Origin of the sequence: Tunturiibacter lichenicola (assembly GCF_051013355.1) — a bacterium.
GTDB lineage: Bacteria > Acidobacteriota > Terriglobia > Terriglobales > Acidobacteriaceae > Edaphobacter > Edaphobacter lichenicola_F.
In genome coordinates this window covers 907860-929213 of the sequence record NZ_CP132944.1, presented here as the reverse complement: position 1 = coordinate 929213, position 21354 = coordinate 907860, and the positions used below count along the sequence as shown (strand labels likewise).

At 59.0% G+C, this 21354-nt stretch carries 16 protein-coding genes; 4 read left to right on the top strand and 12 right to left on the bottom strand.

Going from position 1 to position 21354, the window contains the following annotated elements; all coding sequences use genetic code 11:
• Positions 1-271: 271 nt before the first annotated feature.
• Positions 272-2512: an ArnT family glycosyltransferase gene (locus RBB82_RS03955; RefSeq protein ID WP_433973820.1), complete on the bottom strand. Its 2241-nt coding sequence runs from the start codon at positions 2510-2512 to the stop codon at positions 272-274.
• A 147-nt stretch (positions 2513-2659) separates the two neighbouring features.
• On the opposite strand from RBB82_RS03955, the gene RBB82_RS03950 reads away from it, so the two are divergent.
• Entirely contained in the window at positions 2660-4222 is a 1563-nt protein-coding gene (locus RBB82_RS03950; protein WP_433973819.1) for a Ppx/GppA phosphatase family protein, read from the top strand.
• On the opposite strand, the gene RBB82_RS03945 is transcribed toward RBB82_RS03950, so the two are convergent.
• The 5 genes from RBB82_RS03945 to RBB82_RS03925 form a co-directional block, all read right to left on the bottom strand.
• Positions 4174-4707 carry a SixA phosphatase family protein gene (locus RBB82_RS03945; protein ID WP_433973818.1) on the bottom strand — a complete coding sequence of 178 codons (534 nt, stop codon included), beginning with the start codon at positions 4705-4707 and terminating at the stop codon, positions 4174-4176. The two genes, RBB82_RS03950 and RBB82_RS03945, sit on opposite strands and share 49 nt — an antisense overlap.
• A 74-nt stretch (positions 4708-4781) precedes the next feature.
• Positions 4782-5906, bottom strand: coding sequence for a hypothetical protein (locus RBB82_RS03940; RefSeq protein ID WP_433973817.1), 1125 nt, complete (start codon positions 5904-5906; stop codon positions 4782-4784).
• A gap of 121 nt (positions 5907-6027) precedes the next feature.
• Entirely contained in the window at positions 6028-8157 is a 2130-nt protein-coding gene (locus RBB82_RS03935) for a M1 family metallopeptidase (protein WP_433973816.1), read from the bottom strand.
• Positions 8158-8227: 70 nt separating this feature from the next.
• A complete protein-coding gene (locus RBB82_RS03930; protein ID WP_433973815.1) occupies positions 8228-8974 on the bottom strand; it encodes a class I SAM-dependent methyltransferase in 747 nt (248 codons plus the stop codon).
• Positions 8971-9843: a hypothetical protein gene (locus tag RBB82_RS03925; protein WP_433973814.1), complete on the bottom strand. Its 873-nt coding sequence runs from the start codon at positions 9841-9843 to the stop codon at positions 8971-8973. The genes RBB82_RS03930 and RBB82_RS03925 overlap by 4 nt, the downstream gene beginning before the upstream one ends.
• 60 nt (positions 9844-9903) lie before the next feature.
• On the opposite strand from RBB82_RS03925, the gene RBB82_RS03920 reads away from it, so the two are divergent.
• The gene (locus RBB82_RS03920; RefSeq protein WP_433975333.1) at positions 9904-10608 is read left to right on the top strand and encodes a DUF4197 domain-containing protein; all 705 of its coding nucleotides are present in this window, start codon (positions 9904-9906) and stop codon (positions 10606-10608) included.
• A 66-nt stretch (positions 10609-10674) separates the two neighbouring features.
• On the opposite strand, the gene RBB82_RS03915 is transcribed toward RBB82_RS03920, so the two are convergent.
• Positions 10675-12537 (bottom strand): glycoside hydrolase family 57 protein, encoded by a 1863-nt coding sequence (locus RBB82_RS03915; protein ID WP_433973813.1) that lies wholly within the window; start codon positions 12535-12537, stop codon positions 10675-10677.
• 161 nt (positions 12538-12698) lie between these two features.
• Complete coding sequence (locus tag RBB82_RS03910) at positions 12699-13826, bottom strand: BON domain-containing protein (protein ID WP_433973812.1); 1128 nt, start codon at positions 13824-13826, stop codon at positions 12699-12701.
• A gap of 399 nt (positions 13827-14225) precedes the next feature.
• Between RBB82_RS03910 and RBB82_RS03905 the strand changes: the two genes are divergently transcribed.
• Together RBB82_RS03905 and RBB82_RS03900 are read left to right on the top strand one after the other, a co-directional pair.
• A complete protein-coding gene (locus RBB82_RS03905; protein WP_433973811.1) occupies positions 14226-14630 on the top strand; it encodes a YtxH domain-containing protein in 405 nt (134 codons plus the stop codon).
• Between the two features lie 90 nt (positions 14631-14720).
• A complete protein-coding gene (locus tag RBB82_RS03900) occupies positions 14721-15299 on the top strand; it encodes a hypothetical protein (protein ID WP_433973810.1) in 579 nt (192 codons plus the stop codon).
• Positions 15300-15470: 171 nt separating this feature from the next.
• Here the strand turns inward: RBB82_RS03900 and mnmA are convergent, their stop codons facing one another.
• From mnmA to RBB82_RS03880, 4 genes are all read right to left on the bottom strand, one after another.
• Positions 15471-16589, bottom strand: a complete 1119-nt coding sequence (gene mnmA / locus RBB82_RS03895; RefSeq protein ID WP_433973809.1) for a tRNA 2-thiouridine(34) synthase MnmA — start codon at positions 16587-16589, stop codon at positions 15471-15473.
• Positions 16590-16874: 285 nt separating this feature from the next.
• On the bottom strand, positions 16875-17297 hold the full coding sequence (locus RBB82_RS03890; RefSeq protein WP_433973808.1) for an REP-associated tyrosine transposase: 423 nt from the start codon (positions 17295-17297) through the stop codon (positions 16875-16877).
• A gap of 180 nt (positions 17298-17477) precedes the next feature.
• A complete protein-coding gene (locus RBB82_RS03885) occupies positions 17478-20783 on the bottom strand; it encodes a glycoside hydrolase family 38 C-terminal domain-containing protein (protein WP_433973807.1) in 3306 nt (1101 codons plus the stop codon).
• A 119-nt stretch (positions 20784-20902) separates the two neighbouring features.
• A complete protein-coding gene (locus RBB82_RS03880; RefSeq protein WP_433973806.1) occupies positions 20903-21238 on the bottom strand; it encodes a YegP family protein in 336 nt (111 codons plus the stop codon).
• Positions 21239-21354: the final 116 nt, after the last annotated feature.

Below are 21354 nucleotides of genomic sequence, written 5' to 3'. Positions count from 1 at the left end.
CGGGAGTGAAGAGGCCGCCTATTTGGAGGATCAGCCAGGTGCAGAGGATGATCGCGAGAGAGCGGGGGCTCCAGCGGCGAGGTGTGGCGTGTTGAGGGAAGGCTTCGTGCACTGGCTTCGTTTTTGGGTTGGAATTAGTGTCGCATGTTGAGCGATGGGGGAGGTTAGCGAAGGCGGTCGTGCTTCGCACGATGCCCACACCTCAGAATCGAGATATGGGGCAACCGTTGCACCGCAGAGTTATCGCGTGCGGATCTGGTGGTACGGGAGCTTATGGAGTCTTCGGCGATGTGAGATGTTCGTCCGGGTCGCCGTTTAGGCTTTTGGGGTTATCCGGCTGGTCGAGTCGTCGGTCGGTGAAGAGGGCCTTGCCGGAGCTCTCGAAGATGAGGATCTTTCGGTTGCCAAGTAGGCGATCGACGGTGTCGCGATGGTCGATGGGGACGAAGAGTAGCTTGCGTTCCCCGGTTCCCCAAGTGGCAAGGAGATCCTGTGGTGTGAGGAAGATCGGTGGGGCGTCGGGGAAGGTGGAGCCGAAGAGCATGGAGGAGGAGCGGCCATCGACGAGAGAGACTTGACGTCCGAGGTAGAAGGGGATCGAGGAGCCGTAGGACTGGTCGCCGTAGAAGAGGATCTTGTTGTCGCGAGAGATGGAGCGGCTGGCTTCGAGGTGTTCGATGGTGTCGGCGAAGGTCTTCGAAGAGAGCATTGGTGCAAAGCGCGCGAAGGCGATGTGGGCGGCGATGAGGAAGATCGCAGACGTGACGGCGACGGTTGTGGTGGAGGCGAGATGACGGCGCTGCGAACGTAAGAGCCACGCTATCGCCGGGCCAAAGCAGAGCGCCAGTGCTGCGAGCGCGGCGGGAAGGCGGAGAGCGGCGAAGCTGGGGCCGGTGAGGTCGAAGAGACCGGACATTGAGAGGGTGTAGTCGCCGACGCCGCGGTGGGCGAGGAGGTCACCGATGTCGGGCACGAAGGGGAGGTGGCGAGATGTCCAGAGACCGTAGGCGAGTGTGATTGTGATCGCAGCACCCAGGACGGTGAAGATGGCGTGAGCAGCGGTGATTGAGCGGCGTGATGCCGGATCGAAGGCGAAGACTTGTTCTGCTTGGGTGAGCGCCGCGGCAAGGAGGATGAGGAGCGGGAGGTATGCGGGGAAGGTGTAGTACTCCTGGTTGGTGGAGAGCGAGAAGAAGACTAGTACAAGCGAGGCGAAGAGGCTGAGGAGAAGAGTTGTGCGTTGCGGGAAGGTAAAGGTGTGGAGGAGTGGGTTCCCGGAGGGGGAGTTGAGCTGGCGGTGACGGAGCTCGTAGATGAGCAGGGCCATGATAGCGAGGAAGACTGTGAAGAGGTAGGGGATGTGGGCGGTGTCGCGCAGGAAGATACCGACGACTACCACGGCGAAGGGTTGCCAATAGGAGATGCGGTTGGCTACGGGATTGGTTTTGTTGAAGCTGGTGAAGCTGCGCCAGGCTTGGCGAATAAGAACTCCGCAGAAGAGCGACCAGGGGAACAGCCAGACGAGATGGAGGCTCCAGAAGAGATAACCGGGGAGCTTGTTGTAGTCCATTGGGTAGCGCTTGCCGAGGAAGCGGAGGAAGTGCTCGTTGATGAAGTAAAACCAGAAGAATCCGTGGCCGTTCATGCCGCCGGTGTTGCGCAGGCCGGCGAGGATGTGCCAGGGAGCGGCGATGAGAGGGAAGAGAAGAAGACCGGTGAACGGTTTGAGGTTGCGCCAGTTTTCGTATTCGCCAGAGAGGATGAGATAAATAATGGCTGCGCCGAAGAAGAAGACCAGGGCAACGAGGCCTTTGGTTAGCACGGCCAGGGCTAAGGCTGTCCACATGAGGTAGGGGTGGATGGCGTGGGGGAGAAGGTTACTCGCGCCTTCGCGCGAATAACCCACCCTTTGCAATGAAGCTGCAAAGGGTGGGCCATCCGGATCTTTTGTCGGGGCGTCTTGACTGTTTGGAACGGCTAGTTCGTGGGGTTGGAGCGATTGGAGGAGGGAGTAGAGGGCGATGTTGAGGAAGAGGGAGAGCAGGACCTCTGGGATTAAATAGCGGGTGAAGAGGAAGACGCCGATGGAGGTGAGTGTGGCAAGGCCGGCGTAGAAGGCGGCGCGTGGGTTGAAGGCGCGGTAGGCCCAGTGGTAGCCGAGAAGGGCCAGAAGAAGGACGCCGATGGCCTGAGGAAGGTGGGCGGCGAAGGTGTTGAAGCCGAAGAGACGGAAGCTGAGGGCGACCAGCCAGTACGGGAGGGGAGCTTTCTCGAGATAACGGATACCGTTGACGCGAAGGGTGACTAGATCGCCGGAGAGTGCCATGTTGCGGGCGGCGCTGGCGTGGGTGGCATCGGCGTCGTCGAGCAGTGGAGGGCTGAACAGCGCTGCAAAGAAGATAACGAGCCAGAGACCACTGAGGATGAAGAGGGCTGTGCGGCGTCGGGGGGTGCTGGTGTAAAGCGTTGCCGGCTGTTCGGCGAGTGTTTCCAGGAGAGATTGATTTGTCATGATTTCGGGTGCTTTCTAAGCATAAAGGGTTATGGGGCATGCCGTGTGGGTGTAGAAGCGGTTGGGCCGAGAATATGCGCTGGGATGTAGGGGGGATGTAATCTGCTGGAGGTGGGATTTTTTGACGCCTGAGGTGATGCTGGAACCATGCCTACGTTTGCTGCGGTCGATATTGGGTCGAATTCATGCCGGTTGAAGATAGCGACCGTCCAGATGCATCGGCTGAAGATGCTGCATGAGGACCGTGAGGTAACGCGGCTGGGGGAGAGTGTTTTTCAGACGGGCGTGATTTCGCCGGAGGCCATGGCGGCGACGATTCGGGCGCTGAAGCGGTTTCACAAAGCGGTGCAGCTGCATGTGGTGGATAAGGTGCGCGTGGTGGCGACGAGTGCGATGCGCGACGCGAGGAATGCAGCGGCGTTTACGGAGTGGGTGAAGTCGGCGACTGGGTGGAATGTTGAGGTGATCTCTGGGCTGGAGGAGGGGCGGCTGATCCACCTGGGAGTGGTGACGCATGAGGTGGGAGCGCGGGGGAAGTGTCTGCTGATCGACCTGGGTGGCGGAAGCTGCGAGGTGACGGTTTCTGACGGTGGGCGAATCAAGACGATGGTGAGCATGCCGTTGGGTGCGGTGCGGTTGCAGGAGGAGTTTCTGCAGAGCGATCCACCGGCGAAGGACGATGTTGCACGTTTGAAGCAGTTTATTGAGCGGGAGATGCGGCGGGCGGAGAAGAAGCTGGGGACGCCTCGGGTTGGACTGGTGATTGCGACTTCCGGGACGGCTGCCGCTCTGGCGGAGGCGAGTGGGCATGTGCGCAAGGGCCGGCAGGCGAAGAAGACGCTGGCGAAGAAGCGGTTGGAGCGTGTTGGCGCGCTGACAGCGGATACTCCCGATGTGCGGAAGCTGGCCGATCGGTTGGCGAAGATGGATAATGCGGCGCGGGCGGCTGTGCCGGGGATCGGGCCGAGGCGGTCGGAGATCATTGTTGGCGGCTCACTGGTGTATGCAAGTCTGCTGGAACGTTTGGGGCTGAAGGGTTTTCGCTACTCGCCGCTGGGGCTACGGGATGGAATGCTGGCGCAGATGCTGGCTGAGGTGGATCTGCGGACTTCGGTGCATCAGAAGATCGAGAGCGAGCGGTGGGCGGGGGTGTTGGAGGTCTGCGAGCGATACGGTATTGAGCAGCGCAAGGTGGAGCCGGTGCGCCAACATGTGGTGGAGCTGTTCGACGCGCTGGCACGGGTGCATGAGCTGCCGGAAGAGTATCGGTTGTGGCTCGAGGCAGCGGCGATGATGCAGGATGTTGGCAAGTTCATGAATCATCAAGGACACTATCGCCATACGCAGTACATCATTGCGAACTCAGAGATATTTGGATTTTCGCCGGAGCAGCGATTGATTGTGAGTGCGCTGGCTCGGTATATGGGAAAGAGTCGACCGGAGCCGATGGATCGGCCAATGCGGTGGATTCCGGTGGAGGAGCATGCGCATGTGACTCGGGCCGTGGCTCTGCTGCGGCTTGCTGTGGCGCTCAATCAGGATCGGGCGAGTGCGGTGCTGCAGATGAAGACGCACGTCTACCCGAAGCGGGTGTTGCTGGAGCTTGTTCCGGGCCGAGGTGGAGCGGAGTTGGAGGCCTGGTCGCTGAAGAAAGAGGCGGGTTACTTCCGGGAGGTCTTCCGGCGAGACCTCTTCGTCGAGGTGGCGTAGAGGGCTCGGACGGTGCGTGGGTCGAGCAGAGTCTGGAGGGTGGCAGGGCCGCGGGTGAGAACGACTCGGGCCATCGATCCTTTGCGGAGGCGGATTTTGGCTTCGGAACTGGTTGCGGGGACCAGCAGGGAGCCTAAAAAGCTGGACAGATTTGGGTTGTGGCCGACGACGAGAAGGTTTTCCGCGTGTGAATTTTCGCGGAGTAATTTTTGAAACTGTGGGAGGGTCGCTTCGGGGGCGAGCGCGTTCGAGTTCAGGATCTGTGCCTCATAACCGGTTTCGGTGCCGATGAGGGACGCGGTTTGAAGGCACCGCTTGAGGGGACTCGAGACAATCAGATCGAATTGAATATTCAAAGCATTCAGCACATAGGCGAGTTGGAGACAGTGCTTTTTGCCCTCTTTGTCGAGAGGACGCTTGAGGTCGAGTATGGGATTCTTGCGGCGAAGACCAGCACTGGCGTGGCGAAGAATATATAAATTCATAATCTATTCACATTTTACCGCAGGGTTGTTTCTGAATGGTATGCCTAAGGTGAATGTCTCGTGAGACTTTAGAGCTATTCGGTTGGCTTGGATGGATCGTGGTGGAATACTCCGGGGTCGGGCTCGTCGAGTGACGGGGGTGCTGGTTCCGGGTTGGAGATTGGTTCGTTTGTTCGTGGTCCGCTCAGGGGTGGGTCGAGATGCTCGGCAGTTGGTGGGATGGGATGGTGGGGGTGCAAGGGGTCAATGGGATTGACCTCGCCTACGACGGGCAAGATGGGCAGCTGCGTGGGGGGAAAGAGTGGATTTTGCATGGCAAGAGAGGTTTCGGCGCCACGCTGCCAGAATCGGGTTAGCAGAGAGAGGAAGAGTCCGAGCTGACAGAGCAAGAAGGCGGGCCACACTCGAGGCTGAGCGAGCATGTGCATCGCGATGCGGGCGGTGACGATGACGGCGGCGGCTCCAACGAGAGCGAGAAAGAGAAAGATCGGCCACGCTTGCGAGAAGTTGGCGCGGAGGGTTCGCCACGCAGGGCCAAGAGTGCGGCGAACGCGACGGTCGGGCTTGGCTTGTTTCCCAAAGATGGGAGCGCGGAGCTGCAGTCCGAGCTGGACGGTGTAGACCTCGACGAGGTCAAAGTAGAGTCGGAGAATCGAGGCGACGAGGAAGATGATGACGTAACCGACGAGGGTCGCGAAGAATGCGTGACGTCCGACGGCGTGGTCGTCGACGTGGTCGGCCCATTTGCCCTGAAGGAAGACGAGAGGGCCGAGGATGAGACCGGAGACAATGAGGGTCAGGAGAGTGATGCGGACGAAGCGCCAGAAGTGCAGTAAGCCCTGGTGGAGGAGGGTGCTTAGCCGAGCGGGGTTTTTGGTCTGGTAGCAGAAGAGGGTTCCGGGAACGAGAAGGAAGTAGATCAGAAGATAGAGGGGAATGGAGGAATAACTACCAGCAGCGCTGCCGCCAGGACTCTGGAGAAGGCGGCCGTAGGATTCGCCGAGGAGGCTAAGGTCGAAGCCGCTCGTGAGACGTTGAGCTGCAAGCGAGTGATCCATGATGGAGCTGAACTGGCTATGGAGCGGGACTGAGAAGATCAGGGCGAGGCCAAGGTTGAAGACGTAGGCCCAGAGAAGCGCAGGGAATCTGCGAAGAGTGAGCCACAGGCCATGAAGAAATATGTTGCGTTGTTCGGGCATGCTTAGAACCTCTGTAGAGTGATGCCAATTGATGATGCAGGGCGGAGCTAACTATGCTCAGGTTGAACGAAGTCAGTGAATGGGAGTGCGATTCAACGATCCGGATCACACTCTTCGGAAATCAGACAATCCAGGAGACCAGCTGGGCCAAAAGTTGCTGGGCACTGAGCCAGATGTTGGAGATCTTTCGAGCTGGAATGCCATTGGCCCTGGTGGTGTAGCTGTTGTTGAAGAAATCTCTATCGAGAAGGACGGTGTGATCGGGGTCGATCTCAGCGGAGACTACTTTGGTGTTGCGGGTGTAGGTGAATTTGATCCATCGGTCGACACCGTCCCAGTGTTCGCGGACGTGGGTGCCGTCGTCGAAGACGATCTCTGCGGTGACGGGGAGAGTGAAGTCACCTTTGCGGCGCAGGAAGACGGTGGAGAGGTACTGAACCTGCTTTTTGTTTGTGGGTTCGGGGAGCCACCACTGGACCGGATCGGAGGAGATGTTGTCGACGGTGTAGTCGAGCACTTGAGTGCCGTAGACGGCCTGGTTGAAGTATGGCCGAAGACTGGATACGGGAACAACCTTAGGGCCTGTTGAGGTATTGAAGACTGCGTCCAGGCTGCTCTGGGAGGTAGATTGAGATGGTTCAATGCGAGTGGCTGTCTGTGCTGAGGGATTGATGATGATGCCGCCGATGGCGGTGGCGCGGCCGTTCTTGATGGCGACCTCTTCGATGGTTCGAAGGAAGTCTTCGGTGGTGGGATGAGTGAAGCGGTAGCGCATGAAGTAAGTGCGCATTGCTTCGTCCATTGTGTCGCGGCCGATGATTCCTTCTAAAGTGGCGAGAAGGGTCGCGGTTTTGCCGTAGGTTATGCCGCCGTAGGACTCCGCGTCGCGGAACTTAAACGCCCACCGGGTTACAGGGTCGAAGTCAGGCTTGATGATGTACTGCAGGCGCTGGGCTTCATAGTCGCCGCCGCTTGCGTAGGGACGGTCGAAGACTGAGGTGTCGCGACCGAGAATTGCAGAGAGGACGTTGACCTCGGTGTAGGAGTTGATGCCTTCGTCGAGCCACGCATCTTCAAACTCGTTGGTGGCGACCATACCGTACCAGTATTGGTGGCCAAACTCGTGCTCGGCTGTGAGTTCCGTGATGTGGGTGGGCTCGTACCAATAGGTATCGCCTGTGAACAGGGTTGGGTACTCCATGCCGCCGATCTCGGAGTCGGGCTCGGGGTCGATGACGGTGACGATCTTGTAGGGATAGGGGCCGTATCGCTGGTCGAACTGCGCGAGAGTCTTCTGGATGATGTCGAGGTAGCGGGGGCCGGCCTTTGGATGGGCTGCCAGAGCGAGGACGTGGACTTTGACGGGACCGAGCGACGAGAGATAGGTGCCGTCGGTGACAGTGAAGTTGGGGCTGGCGGCCCATGCGAAGTCCCCGATGTCTTCGCCGTAGAAGCTGAGGGTCTTTGTGTCGTTGGGGTTGATGACTTCGCCGGTAGGTACTCCGCTCGCTCCGACGATGTAGCGGCGAGGCAGGGTAAGGGAGACGTTAAATGTTGCGAAGTCGGAGAAGAACTCGGTGGTGGAGTGGTACTGGTGACAGTTCCACGCATCGTGCCAGAAGACACCGGGCTTGGGGTACCACTGACCGCCCATGATGAAGTCGCGCTTGTAGCCGTTGCGGGCGACGGAGAGCGGGAACTGATCGTGGAAGACAAGGTGGAAGGTGATGGCGTCGTTGGGTGCGAGGGGATGCGGGAGTGTGAGTTCGGTTACGGTGTGGTCGAGCGCGTTACCGTCGTCGGGGGCGATGAAGTGCATGGCGGAGGTGAGGTCGCCGTAGCCGTCGGCGTCGATGTGGGAGATGGTGATGCTGCCTAGTTTTTCTGCCGGGTAGTCATTGTCCTTTTCGGAGTCGCGAATGCCGCCAGTGAAGTGGGTTTCGCTGGTAAAGGTGGACTCAGGACGGAAGGCGTTGAGGTAGAGATGGAAGGGAATGGTGGTGAGGGACTTGCCCGTTAGATTTTTGTAAGTGAGGGTCTCGGTTGCATCGAGGGATTTTCTGTTGGTGTCGAGGCGGGCGTCGATGTTATAGGCGACGACGCGAGTGGAGAGAGGCTTGCCATCGGGGGAGTTGGTGGCAATGCTGGATTGCGGGTTCGTCTGCGAATTTTGCGAGGAATTGGATTGGGCCTGTAAGACAAAGGGAGCGAGAAGAAGCGCAGCAACGGCGAGGAAGCGGGTTGGCGGCATAGGTGGATTGTAGGGGCGCCTTTGACTTTAGCGCGGAAAAAGTTTGCGGATGTAGCGCGGGCGCTTGAAGTTATTGCCGAGGGGGAGGCGTGGGGTTGGGGGTGAACTGCCAAAGTTCGGTGACGAGAAGACCGGCGAGACCATGCCGGTGAGCGATTCGTGTGAGACCGGCCTGGGTGAGTGAAGTGGAGTGATCGGGTAGTCGAGTGGTACGAAGACCGGTGAGAGTGCGGAACGCGAGGTAGAGGATGCGGATGATGAATTTTGCAGGGAGGCGCATGAGGCCGCCTGGGATTCGGAAGTCGGAGATGAGCCAGAGGGCTCCCGGAGTGAGTCTAGGCGCGATGCGGGCGACGAGGGCTTCGAGTTCGGGTTGGTTGAGACAGTCGAGGAAGAAGTGCGTGACGACCAAGTCGTAGGATTTTCCTTCGACCGGGACGGTTAGAGCGCTGGCTTGGTGTGTTTGGAGGCGGGTTGTGATGCTGGGAGCAGCCGTCTCGCATCGCTGGCGGAGGAGACGGAGCATCGTGGCGCTGGTGTCGACTGCGTCGGCCTGAAGATATGGGTTACGGGCAAGAAGTTGCGCGAGAAAGCGACCGTCTCCGTCACCAAGGAGGAGAGCGTGTCTTTGCTTGAGGAGATTCGGCAGATAGTGAAGGCGACAGCGTTCAAGAGCTCGACCGAGGGTCAGGTATTCGAGCCAGCGATATGGACGCGCGATGCGGTCGAAGTCGGGCTCGTTGGTACTGAGGCTGGATGCGGGAGACTTTAGCGATTGGTGTGTGGTGTTGTCTAACGTGGATTCTGTCGTTTTCATCGTGAAAGGAGGGGTAGAAGCAGCACAGGGGTTATCAGGGCGAGGTCTGCTGCGGCGCGAAGCGTGATGGCGGGGATACGGCGGCGATAGTGATGGAGCAGTTGCAGAAGGAAGAGCGAAAGGGTTGAGGCGGCGGCGATTTCCCACTGCGCGTGATGATCCAAGAGACAGAGGCCGAGTCCGACAGCAGCGATCACGGCGGTGAGTTGAGGAAGATGGTGTATTGCAGTGTGTGTGATGGGATGTGCGTTCGTCTGTTTGGAGTCGTGCTCCCAGGCGAAGATAAAGAGGCAGTTGAGAGTGCAGAGCGAGGCGAAGAGGAGCGCCAGCGGGAACAATCGGAGACGAAGGTCGGGCTGATGAGCAACCGTGGGGATGAAGGTGGCGGCGGCGAAGCAGATGCCGACGGCGAACTCTTTGGGAAGCCGATGCGCGCTTTCAGTGGCGTGAATGAGGATGAAATAGGCGAAGACCAGACCGCCGAGGATGAGGTAGAGGTGGATCGCCTCAGATGGTAAGTGAGGAAGCAGCGATGCCAAGGCGGTGGAGGCAAGGAGAAGTCCGATGAGAAATGAGCTGCGGTGGCGGTGGTGGAAGTGGTGACGGGCTTCGAGAGATCCAACGTCAAGAGGGTGTTCGGAGAGAGCGCGCGCGTCGAGGAGTCGGTCAGCGACATAGAGCATCCAGACGGCGAGGAACATGGCGAGGATGCTGACTTTTGGGAGATGAAGGTGATTGGCAGAGGCAATGAACCAGGTCCAGAGTGCGGCGACGGTTGGCGCGTCGAGCGAGAGCAGATGCCAGAGGTCGAAGGGCGATGTTTGCGCAGGGCGCAACTTATGGGTGGAGATTGGGGATAGCACCGCCATATTTAAATATGATGCGACAGTTCCGGCCAGAATTCACCTGAAGGGAGTAACGTGAGCGTCATGCAAATGCGTTATATGTGCGAAGTAGTCTTTCTGGCGGCCATCATTAGTCCCGCGAGTCTCGCGGCTGGAATCGGGTACATAGACGATACCCCTTCGATTACAAACGCGCAGGCTTCTGGTGGGCTGAAAGAGGCGCTGAGCCAGTGCGTCACTTCGTCGGTTGCTGAGACAGGCAAGGCGGGAGGTTTTGAGAACAACTCTCTGATACGGATTGCCATGCCGGAGAAGCTTCGAACGGTAGAAAAAGGTCTACGGGCCATGGGTGCAGGCGCGAAGGTGGATGAGTTCGAGCACAGCATGAACGCGGCGGCCGAAGCTGCTGCGCCTGCTGCGAAGTCGATTTTTATGGATGCGCTCAAAGCGATGAGCTTCGACGACGCAAGGCAGATCGTGATGGGTGGCAACACGGCCGGGACTGAATACTTCAAACGAACGACCTCGGCGCAGGTGTCACAGGCTTTTCGACCGATCATCGAACGCGAGATGGAGAAGACGGGCGTCTCCGAGAAGTTCGAGGCTTTGATGGGATCTGCGCCACAGATGCCGTTCACGAAGACGCCGACGATTGATATCAACGGCTACGTGTTGGAGAAGAGTGTCGATGGGATGTTTACGATGATGGGCCAGGAAGAAGCGAAGATTCGAACGAATCCGGCGGCACAGGTGACTCCACTTCTGAAGACGGTGTTTGGCCGACACTAGTCGGAAGATGTTGAAGAGCTTTGCGGCAACCTCAGACGAGATCCGGGCGATCTCAAAAACATTAGATCAGGCGTTGGCGGCGACAGGAACTTCGGCGCGCGTCTGTTTGGCTCCGGCAACCCAGAGGCCGGGATCGATGTCCGGGAATACGCTGTCACGAAGTTCTATCTCGGACAGGCGCGTCTCATCCGCTTTGGTGAGAGTGCCGGTTGATTCGAAGTTTTGCCAGATGGCTTTTACCTCATTGAACTGATCGTTGTGGGTGAGGAAGCGGATCTCGGCGTAGTCCCGAGCGGCGCCGGTAGTGATGAGGAATTGCCAGTCGGAGGATTCGAGGAGTAAGAGCTCACGGCATAGCTGCTGGAGAATGCGCTTGCCAACGGGAGAGGTCTCCCAGAGGCCGTTGGTGCAAACATCGCGCGTATATAACTCCGCGGTGTAGATGTGGGTGTAGGTCCAACTGGTCTCGGGATTCATCCAGACTTGATTGGTGCCTTCTGCACCCCATGAACCCTCTTCCATAGCGATGAATCCGGCTCGCGGGTGCTGGTCGAGATAGTCTGCGCAACTGATGAGCTGGAGACCGGTGTTGTAGTCGTGGAGGGTGCGAGCAATCGCTTCGAGCCAGAGAGGGCCCTCGAACCACCAATGGCCGAAGAGCTCGGCGTCGAAGGGCGAGCACAGAATAGGGGGGACGGTATCGTTGAAGCCTGACTTGAGAGCTTCGTGGACGAGATGGACGAAGTGGGCGGCGTGGGCTTTGGTGCGCTCGGCTGCTTCTTGTGGGTAGTAGGGTTGCTTGTCCCCCATGTCGACCCTGGGGCCAGTGACGCGCCAATAGCGGTGACCGCCCGGCCAGCGTTTTTTGTGGAAGTCGAGATAGACGCCGTCGCCGGGGTAGCCGGTGTCGCCAGACCAGACCTGGACTCCGGTGCGAGGGTCGCGGGGGAAGATCGTCGTGGGGTGCGCTTTGCCCGCGGATGCGTTGTAAGGACCGTCGACGAAGTAGGGCTGATAGAGAGAGCGATGCGGCTCGCGGGTCATTCGCTCGGTGTTGGGATCTGGCGGTAGTTCTCCCTTTTGCAGTTCGTAGGGCGAGGGTATTCGCTTCGACTCCTCTACAAGGTGGGTGTCGACGAAGAAGAACTCCAGACCTGACTCTGAGAGCGCTTGTTCTACACCGATGCGATTAAAGCCAGGCGCTACGGGGGCTCCGTCGGCGTTGGGGACGGGATAATTCCAATGACCGGCGGGGCGGTAGCCACACTCGGGAGCCCATATGCCGCGGGGAGGTTTGCCGATATGGCGAATATGAGTGTCAACGGCGGTGCGGATCTGGGCGCGGACGCTCTCATCGGTGCCCAGGAGTGGCATATATCCGTGCGTGGCTCCGCAGGTAATGATGTCGATCAGACCAATGTCGTTGAAGTGGCGGAAACCGGAGATGATGTTTCGGTCGAAATGATTGAAGTCGTCGAGAGCCTGCGAGAAGAAACGCTGCCAATAGCGGGCAGTTTCGGCGAGGTGGACGTCCCCAGACTGAAGGAAGAAGGCCTCGTCCTCGCGCGCGGCTACGATTTTGCGCGAGAGGTAGTTGGGGAACTCTGCAATGAAGACGGGGTGGGAGAGTTGTTCGAGAAGGATCGGCGAGAGATTGAGATTGCAGTTGAAGCGGATGTTGTCGCGTTCCAGGCTTTTAAGAACGCGGAGGAGTGGCAGGTAGGTTTCAGCAGCGGCTTCGTGCAGCCATTCCATCCCATGAGGCCATGTGCCATGGTTGATCACGTAGGGGAGATGGGCGTGAAGAGTGAAGGTGAGATATCCCAGTGGACGCGATGCAACAGTAGAATCGGGCTCCGCAGAGATGGTTGGACCCGCTTGAGATTCGCGCGATAGGGAGAACTCGGAGTCTATCGATGCCTTCGTCAAGACGCACCTCGAAGGTGATTTTTGGTTAGAGGCAGTGTTCCGACCGGCTCGCCGGACTGCTGCGGCTTAGTTTACTCCTGCATGTAATGCTACGTCGTGGAGATCGAAACGAGTGGCAGATCGATGCGATCCGCCACTCTTCATTAGACGCGAATTTATGACTACTGTGGTGGCTGATCTGCGGGCCGCTGTTGCAGATCAGGATTGGTCGATGTGCTCTCAGTGTTTTGGGTTGGCACCTTAAGGGAGAGAGTGTTGGTGAGTTGGAAACGGACGAGGCTTTCGGAGGGAATCTGAACTTGTTCTCCGCGGGTGATGGTGTTGGCGCCGGCTCCGACGCCTCCCCCGGCAGCGGCTCCAATGGCCGCTCCTTTACCTCCACCGAGAATGCCGCCGAGGATAGCGCCGACAGCAGCACCACCGCCGACCTTTTCTGCTGTGTTTTTTCCGCGGCCCTTGCCCTCCACGCTGTAAGGATCAGTCGTAATCGCGATTCTTTCACCGCGGCGGTTGATACTGGTGAGTTCAACAGTAAGAAGAGAGCTCCCTTTGTAGTGAGCGGCTTCCTGAACTGCTGAGACCCGGCCGGAGACAGGTGTGCCCTGACGGATGACGACAAGATTGTCGATGACAATGTCTGCCGCAACAGTCCCGGTAAAGGTGTCACCCTGTTGTGTTGTGGCACTATCGAGGGTTTGGGTGATGCGAATCGGAATGATAGTGCTGGGCGTAAGAGTAATGTTTTGGAAGGCAGGCGGCGGTGGCGGTGGTGGCGGTGGAGGCGGAAGCTCCTGCGGAGGCGGTGGAGCTACCGCAACTTGGGTAGCCGGGATTTCAGCGGGCGGGGCTTCGCGGACGACCGGCGCCGGAACTGGTGCTGACTTCGGTTTAAGTATTAGAGGCTTCTTTGGAATGACCGGTACTGACGGCGGTGGGAGAGCGACTGCGGCAGTGACCGGGGGCGCTGGTGCTTGAACAATCAGATTATTGACGACCGTCTTGATGCCCAAGACCTGTGAAGCATTGGCGGCGGCCAGGGAACGGGCGGCTTCGCTGCTGACGTTGCCGGTGAGGGTGGCGATACCGGCCTGGACGGAAGACTGAATGGATTCTGTATGGAGGGCGCCATCGCTGGCGATACGGCTCTGTAGCGCCGTGGTCAGGCTGGCGTCATCGATCGGAGCCGCAGGCGCCGTGCTCTTGCAGCCAGCCAGGCCGACGATCAAAGCCATGGTGGTGGCGAGCAGAAAAGCGTGCGGAGCGGACAGATGTTTATTGACGTCGTACATGAAATCCCCTTATTGCGTCGAATGCTTTACACTTCGATCACTGTAAATCACCAGGCTGCTATCCGATGCAACCATTCAGCTTCAAGGTTCATTGAGATGTCGAGTTCAACTCCCTCAACTCGTCTGACGGAGAATATCGGCAAAGGTGATACAGCAGGAACGGTGGAAGGCTACACATTGGGATGACGTTAGACTTGAGACGCGCAACCTAATCTCAAAACGGGGCATCCACCTAAGGACGGTTAGGTAGATATCGTTTCCGAACGGCGGGTTGGAGCGTTCTGAACAGGTTGCGCGGCGTTTCACTAAGGTATCCGAATAACAGAAGTTTCTGAGTTGAGTTATAAAAGCGGAGGAAGCAGATTCCGCAAACTTGTAAATTCGAAGAGGAGAATGAGCATGTCAGATATCGACAACGATAATGGAGTTAGCGGACTGGGCTGGTTTCTTGCGGGTCTGGGAGTTGGAGCCCTGGTTGGAGTCTTGTATGCGCCGAAGGCTGGAAAAGAGACGCGGGAAGACCTAGTCGCCAGTGCATTGGATGCAAGGGACAAGGCCGCAGTTCTCGCACAGCAGGCTCAAGACCGCGCGAACGTGCTGGCCGCGCAGGGTAAGCAACAGGTGAGTGAGTATGTAGACCGTGGCAAGGAGTATTATGACCGCGGACGAACTCAGTGGGCTCAGTACGTTGAGAAGGGCAAAGGGCTTGTGCAGGAGCAGCAGGATAAGGTTTCTGCAGCCGTTAACGCAGGTAAGGATGCATACGCGTCCACGACAGGCTCAACTGGCGAATCTCACTCGTAAGTTGGTTCTGTTAGGCTGGCCCGGTCGACCTCGTCTGGTGGCCGGGCCTTATGATTGTTGTCTTACTACTTTGAGAGGTCGAGAGAACCTATGGAAGCGATGCGGATCATGATGTCGGCAATGTGGTTGCAAGACCCGGACTCGCTTTCGTCGGGGAACTCAAGGCTGCTGATGGTCTTCGTTGGAATGGTCGCGGTTGCGCTGATCGTGCAGGCGATTGGGTTGATCGCGATGGCTGTTGGCGCGGCGAAGGCGAGAAAGCGCGGACTTGAGATTGTGGAAGAGGTTCGCCTGAAGCTGATGCCAATTATGGACAACACACATAACTTCATTCAGGACAACGCTCCGAAGGTCAAGATCATCACGGAGAACTTCGTCGAGACGAGCCATGTGATTCGTTCGAAAGCGCAGGAGTTTGACGTAACTGCTAGCGATTTGAATGCGAAGACGCGGGCGCAGGCGGCACGGGTCGATGGGATCGTGACTTCTGCTCTGAATACGACCACCGATGTTGCTGAGACGATTCAGCGAGGGATCAAAGTTCCGCTGCGCGAGGTCTCGGGCATCATCAATGGGGTGAAGGCGGGGCTGGATGTGCTGGTGGGCCGGGTCAAGGGTGCTGGTAGCGGCCGGTCGAATGGTCGGCGCGATTCGGATCCGGGGTGGTAGTTCCACTTTTCTGACTTTACCGTTCGGCGTGTCAGTGTGAACGCGTGTCAGTGTGAACCGTTGGCGGAATCTCGTTATTTTCAAAGAACGCGTTGGCCACTCCTGACGAATGCGGGGGTTCTTCGCTTCGCTCAGAATGACAACATCAATAGCTCCAACTTCGAATTTCTTTTAGGTGATCCAGCCGCCTCCGACTACCTCGTCTTCCTGGTAGAAGACGGCGGATTGGCCGGGGGTGATCGCGCGTTGGGGCTCGTCGAAGAGGGCGTGGACGGTTTCGGCGTCGACGCTGGTGAGGGTGGCCATGGCCGGGGTGTGGCGATGGCGGATCTTGATGCTGACGCGGATGGGTTCGGTTAGCTCGGGGATGGAGATCCAGTTGAGGCGATTAGCGAAGAGGTCGCGGGCGAGGAGATCTTCGTCGGAGCCTACGGTGACCTGGTGCGAGTCGGGGTGGATGGCGAGGACGTAGAGCGGATTGGGGCTGGTGATGCCTAGCCCCTTGCGCTGACCGACGGTGAAGCTTTGGATGCCCTCGTGGTGGCCGATGACTTCGCCGGTGGTGGTGACGAGTTCGCCTGCGGTGTTGGGGAGGTCTTCGCCCTGTTCGTCCAGGTAGGCCTTGAGGAAGGTGTTGTAGTCGCCGCCGGGGATGAAGCAGATCTCCTGCGAGTCGGACTTCTGGGCGACGGCGAGGCCGGCGTCTGCGGCCATCTGGCGGACGGCTGGCTTATGCATCTCGCCCAGCGGAAACATCGTGCGGCTTAGCTGTTCCTGCGTCAGGCCGAAGAGGAAGTAGGTCTGGTCCTTCGACTTGTCTTCGGGGCGGGAGAGGATCCAGCGCTGTCTGGCCTGGTCAAAATGATTTCGCGCATAGTGCCCGGTGGCGATGCGGTCTGCGCCGATCTGGCGGGCGGTGGTGAGGAGCTGGTCGAACTTGAGGTGGTTGTTGCAGAGGGTGCAGGGGATGGGGGTGCGGCCTGCGAGGTACTCGCTGACGAAGGGCTTGACTACGTCGGCTTCGAAGCGCTCCTGCTGGTTGACGACGTAGTAGGGGATGTCGAGCTGCTCGGCTACGTGGCGTGCGTCATAGACGTCGTCGATGGAGCAGCAGCGGCCCTGGACTGCTTCGGGCATGCCTTCGTGCCCGGCGAGGCGGCGCTGGTTCCAGAGCTGGAGGGTCAGGCCGACGAGTTCGTGACCCTGAGAGCGCAGGAGGGCGGCGACGGCGGAGGAGTCGACTCCTCCGGACATTGCTACCGCGATCGTGTTGTTGGGCTCGGTGGTCATTGGTGATGTTCGCTATCGGGGGTGCCCCCCGGGGTGGGTATGTCTAAGCTGCTTTTATGCAACAGCTTACGATTTTTGCTGCCTGTAAAAATGTCTTTCTAAATGACTTATAGGCAAATATGTCATTCGAGATGACTTATGCGTATAACGCACGGAAAGCCCCGATATTCGGGGCTTTTCTCACTCTTTATTGAGTATAGCAGCTTGGATAGAACTAATACGCCACGCAAATCTGCTGGATTGGAGCGGGTTTTGTCGATGTTGGGGCTTGACAGGGTTCCTGGATCAGTTTGGGGTCGTGGCGGAGGACCACGGATAGACTTCGGCGCTAGAGGTGAGGTTGGCGCGGACAGGATTCTGGTGGATGTAAGTTCGGCGGACTTCGAATTCGGTTCGGTCGCGGATGCGGTGGTCGGTGAAGCCTCGTTGCCAGACCGGTTGGCTTGAGGAGAGGCGGTGGGAGAAGCCTCCTTTGATTAGTCCTACGGCGCGCTCGAGGGTGATGGCTTGTGGCGTGATGAGGAGGTGGATGTGATCGGGCATGACGACGAATGCGTGGAGTTTGTAGTGTCCTTCGGTTCGGTAGTGTTGGAGGGTTTCGAGGAGGAGCTTGGCGTGGCGGTCGACTTGGAAGAGACGGCGGCGGTTGTGGGTTGCGCTGGTGATGAAGTAGGTGCCGGGGCGGGAGGTTCGGGGCGGGATAGCCATTGGTACCTCAGGGGCTAAAGCCCCGTTTGTGGCTGGGATGGATGGCACGGCTGAAGCCGTGCCCCTAACAATACGGTTGGGTTGTGGCGTGACGGTTGGTTGTAGCGTGGCGGCTGGTGATGGCGTTCGGCAGTGGGTGGTGCGGCCTGCGCTCCAGTGACGGAATGCAGGCCGGGGCTACTATTTTGCGGTGGGGGTTGGGTAGATGGCCTGGAGGGTGAGGATCTCGTAGGGCTTGATGGGGACGGTGACTACGTCGCCGGTCAAGGTGAGATGGTCGCCTTCGGGTTTCTCCATCATGTTGGATTCGACGGCGTAGGTGGCGCCGTGGGGGATGTGGAGCTTGACCTCGGTAGGGGTGCCGGCCCACTCGTACATGCGGAAGACGAGGGCGTCGGAGTCTTCGGCTTTTTTGATGGCGGTGAGGGTTACGTTGGGGTTTTCGACCTCGGCCCATGACGACTGCGCGGGGAGGGTTCCGGTGTGAGCGAAGACTTGGGTGGCTTTGAGTGGGTCGTTTAGCTCGTAGCCGCGGCGGACGGTCTGGGCTTGCTTCCAGGTGCCGGTGTGCGGGTAGATGGAGTAGACAAAGTGCTGGTGGCCGCGGTCGGCTTCGGCGTCAGGCCAGGTAGGGGAGCGGAGGAGGGTGATGCGGAGGGTGTTGCCTGCGGCGTCGTAACCGTACTTGGAGTCGTTGAGGATGGAGACACCTTGTTTGTCGTCGCCGAGATCGGCCCAGCGCATAGCGGGGACTTCGAACTGGGCTTTCTCCCAGGAGTTGTTGCGGGTGGTGGGGCGCTCGATGGAGCCGTAGGGAATTTCGTAGGTGGCTTTGCCGCTCGATACGGCTAGCGGGAATGCAGCTTTCAGGAGGACGTGGGATTCGTGCCAGTCGATGTCGTTGGTGATGTCGACGTGGTCGGCTCCTGCGTCTAGGGAGATGCTCTGGGTGAAGGTGGAGTTTTGCCAGTGGCGAGAGATGAGGATGGTTTTGCGGAGGGTGCTATACCGGACGACGTGGATGGAGTCGACGTGGTCGAGGATCGTGGGGGCTTTATCGAGGGTGCCGGGATCGATGTTCCATGCGTCGTACTGCTTTGGCGTGTCGGCGAAGGCTTGAAGCTGGTTGCCGCAGGAGTTGGGGGCGAGGTAGTTGTTGGCCATGCCCGGATCGGAGATCTGGGTGATGCAGCCCGTCTTCGGATCGATGGTTACTTTGAGTTTGTCGTTGGCTAGAGTCAGGTTGGCGGGGGCGTTTTCGTATCCGCGCGCCTGCTGGGGTGACGACGAGGCAGTTGCATGGAGGACGGTGTAACCGAGCGCGGGGACATCGACCGTGGCGAGAACGGTGTGCTCTCGAGGATGTGTTCCTTCGTTCAGATCTTCGTAGGGGACTTTGTTGCCGGCGTCATCGGTGAGTGTGAGTTCACCGGCTTCGGGCGTTTGGACGTTGATCTGAATCGTCTCTTTGCGTGGCCATGCAAGCGTGTTCGTGACGAGAACGGGGACGCCCGGCTGTTTTGCGGTGTCGATCTGGTCTGCGAGTGTCTGGCGAGCGGCGTTGGTGATGAGTGTGTCGGAGTTGAAGACTTCGGTGAATTCACGCTGGGCGTCTTTGTAGATGATGGCGATGCCGGAGCCTGCGGCGAGGTCGTGGAAGCCGTTGAAGGTAATTTTCTTCCAGCTTTCGGTGAGCTCGGCGTTGGGATAGGGCTTGCCGTTGAGCCAGGCGAGAGAGGCTAGCTTTTCTGCGTCGAGGGTGGCGACTTCGCTGGTGCGCATGTTGCGTTTATGCGCGGCTTGCGTGGTGTAGACGCCGCGATGGTACTCGAAGTAGAGCTCGTCCTTCCAGGTGGGGATGCCTAGCGCGCCGTTCGCGGCTGGTGGTGCGGTATAGCCTTTCGCGATGCTGTCGTAGTTCCATGTGGGGGATGTGGGGTTGAGGTTTTTCTCTACGCTGGTGAAGTAGCTTTGCGCTGTGTGATAGCGCATCGTTGGGACGGCGTCTTGTTTTCCGGCTGCGATCCAGTGGTCGGCCTGGTCGAGCATGGCGCGTGTGGGGCCGCCGCCGTGGTCGCCGATGCCGTAGAGGTCGAGCATCTCGGTGGTGCCGGGGTTGCGATCGGCGGATTCGGCGAAGTCGGCGGAGATGCGGGTGGGGTTGACGTTGTCGTGGACGTAGTCGGTGGGGAAGTAGGTGAGGACTTTGCTGCCGTCGGGCGATTCCCACCAGAAGAGGCGGAAGGGTAGCTGATTAGTGTCGTTCCAGTGCATCTTCTGCGTGACGAAGTAGTCGAGGCCGGAGCGCTTGTAGATCTGGGGGGTCTGCCAGTTGTAGCCGAAGGAGTCTGGGTTCCAGCCGATGCGTGCGACGACACCGTACTGGTCGTGGAAGACGCGCTGGCCGATGAGGAGTTGGCGGACCTGCGACTCGCCGTCGGGGAGGTTGAGGTCAGGCTCGACCCACATGCCGCCGACGATCTCCCAGCGGCCCTCTTTGACGCGCTGCTTGATCTGCTCGTTGAGGGCGGGATACTTTTCGGCCATCCACTCGGTGTACTGGGCGGCGGATTGGGAGAAGGTGTAGTCGGGGTACTCGTTCATGAGTTGGAGCGCGGTGGTGAAGGTGCGCTTGACGACGTCGATGGTTTCGCTCTTTGGCCAGAGCCACGCGGCGTCGATGTGGGAGTTTCCGGCCAGGTCGATTTTTGCTTCAGCGAGGACAGGGTGGAGGGTGGTGAGGATCTCCTGCGCTTTGACGAGGGATTTGCCGAAGGCGGATTGGTCGCCAGCGGCGAGGGCGTTGGTATCGATTGCGGCCACGGCTTCTTCTACTTTGGGGAGGAGGTCTTTGCGTGGTGTGGGGAGAACGGGGAGGAGGTTGGCGGCGGTGATGCACTGGACGCGGATGTCGTCGGGTGAGGGACGTGCGGTAGGGCCGGATGCGGAGGTGTCTGGTTCGATGCGGAGATCGACGCCGGAGAAGGTTTTGTCGTCGACGGTGTTGAGGAGCTTGACCGCTACGACGACCTTGTCGCCGGGCTTCGCGGGTTCGAAGAGGACGATGGGCTCGAGGTCTTCGCCGAGGGCGACGCGCTTGCCGTTGAAGTAGATGATCTCGGGGACTGCGCCGTTGGCGTTGGAGCGGAATTGAAACCAGATGCGGGCTCCGGTGATGTCGTAGCCGTTGAGGGTCTTGGGGACTTCGATGGTGCGGCGATACCAAGCGGCTTCGTGGGGCGCTTTTGATTTGGGTTCGACGAGGGTCCAGGATGAGTCGTCGAGGGAGACGGACTCGCCGTGGGGGATGTCGCCTGCGTGGAAGCGCCATTTGCCCGCGGGGAGAGCGTTGAGGGTCTCAAGGGTGTGCAGCTTGGCGATGGCTGCGGGGGAGAGGTTCTTCTGCTCGCGGACGGGAGTGAAGGACTGTGCGAAGAGCGCGGCGGAGGAGAGCAGGAAGGCGAGCGAGAGCTGGCGAAGGCGCATGAAGGCAAGGGTAGCAAATGAGCAGGTGCGTCACAACGATGGGGGTTGTCGTGGGCGCGATGAGGCGTGAGAACGAGCTGGGCCGCGGAGTATCGATCACAGATGAAGCTGATCGTGAATCAGGCGGTTAGATCGTGGGTTGCGGCTTGGGGCGCGTTGGTTTTGACGGACTCGATTCCGGCGTCGCGGGCGGTGGTGGAGGTATAGGTTTCACTGGTGCCGATGACCTGATGGTTGGTGGCCTTGAGGTTAAACATATACTGACCGTTTTTGGTGTCTTTGCGCTCGTAGCTGCTGTCGGTTGTAGCGTTTTTCTTGACCGACTCGATGCCGTTTTCGGCTGAGGACTTTGCGACGTACATCTCGCTGGCCAGAATAATCTGTCCGTTGCTGGCCTTTAGATGGAAGTAAAACTCGCCGTCCTTCGCCTTCTTGATCTCGAACGTACCTGACATGATCTCTCCTCGGATGGGAACGTTTTTCTGTTTTTGAAGGGGCCCGCGATTCGTTGATGAGGATTGTAGCGGTTCATCGAGAGTGCGCGTGAATTATGTTCGAGGGTTTCTATGTC

Coding starts and splice junctions, on each gene's coding strand:
- RBB82_RS03955 (WP_433973820.1), bottom strand. CDS start 2,512: ATGACAAATCAATCTCTCCTGGAAACACTCGCCGAACAGCCGGCAACG.
- RBB82_RS03950 (WP_433973819.1), top strand. CDS start 2,660: ATGCCTACGTTTGCTGCGGTCGATATTGGGTCGAATTCATGCCGGTTG.
- RBB82_RS03945 (WP_433973818.1), bottom strand. CDS start 4,707: ATGAATTTATATATTCTTCGCCACGCCAGTGCTGGTCTTCGCCGCAAG.
- RBB82_RS03940 (WP_433973817.1), bottom strand. CDS start 5,906: ATGCCCGAACAACGCAACATATTTCTTCATGGCCTGTGGCTCACTCTT.
- RBB82_RS03935 (WP_433973816.1), bottom strand. CDS start 8,157: ATGCCGCCAACCCGCTTCCTCGCCGTTGCTGCGCTTCTTCTCGCTCCC.
- RBB82_RS03930 (WP_433973815.1), bottom strand. CDS start 8,974: ATGAAAACGACAGAATCCACGTTAGACAACACCACACACCAATCGCTA.
- RBB82_RS03925 (WP_433973814.1), bottom strand. CDS start 9,843: ATGGCGGTGCTATCCCCAATCTCCACCCATAAGTTGCGCCCTGCGCAA.
- RBB82_RS03920 (WP_433975333.1), top strand. CDS start 9,904: ATGCAAATGCGTTATATGTGCGAAGTAGTCTTTCTGGCGGCCATCATT.
- RBB82_RS03910 (WP_433973812.1), bottom strand. CDS start 13,826: ATGTACGACGTCAATAAACATCTGTCCGCTCCGCACGCTTTTCTGCTC.
- RBB82_RS03905 (WP_433973811.1), top strand. CDS start 14,226: ATGTCAGATATCGACAACGATAATGGAGTTAGCGGACTGGGCTGGTTT.
- RBB82_RS03900 (WP_433973810.1), top strand. CDS start 14,721: ATGGAAGCGATGCGGATCATGATGTCGGCAATGTGGTTGCAAGACCCG.
- mnmA (WP_433973809.1), bottom strand. CDS start 16,589: ATGACCACCGAGCCCAACAACACGATCGCGGTAGCAATGTCCGGAGGA.
- RBB82_RS03890 (WP_433973808.1), bottom strand. CDS start 17,297: ATGGCTATCCCGCCCCGAACCTCCCGCCCCGGCACCTACTTCATCACC.
- RBB82_RS03885 (WP_433973807.1), bottom strand. CDS start 20,783: ATGCGCCTTCGCCAGCTCTCGCTCGCCTTCCTGCTCTCCTCCGCCGCG.
- RBB82_RS03880 (WP_433973806.1), bottom strand. CDS start 21,238: ATGTCAGGTACGTTCGAGATCAAGAAGGCGAAGGACGGCGAGTTTTAC.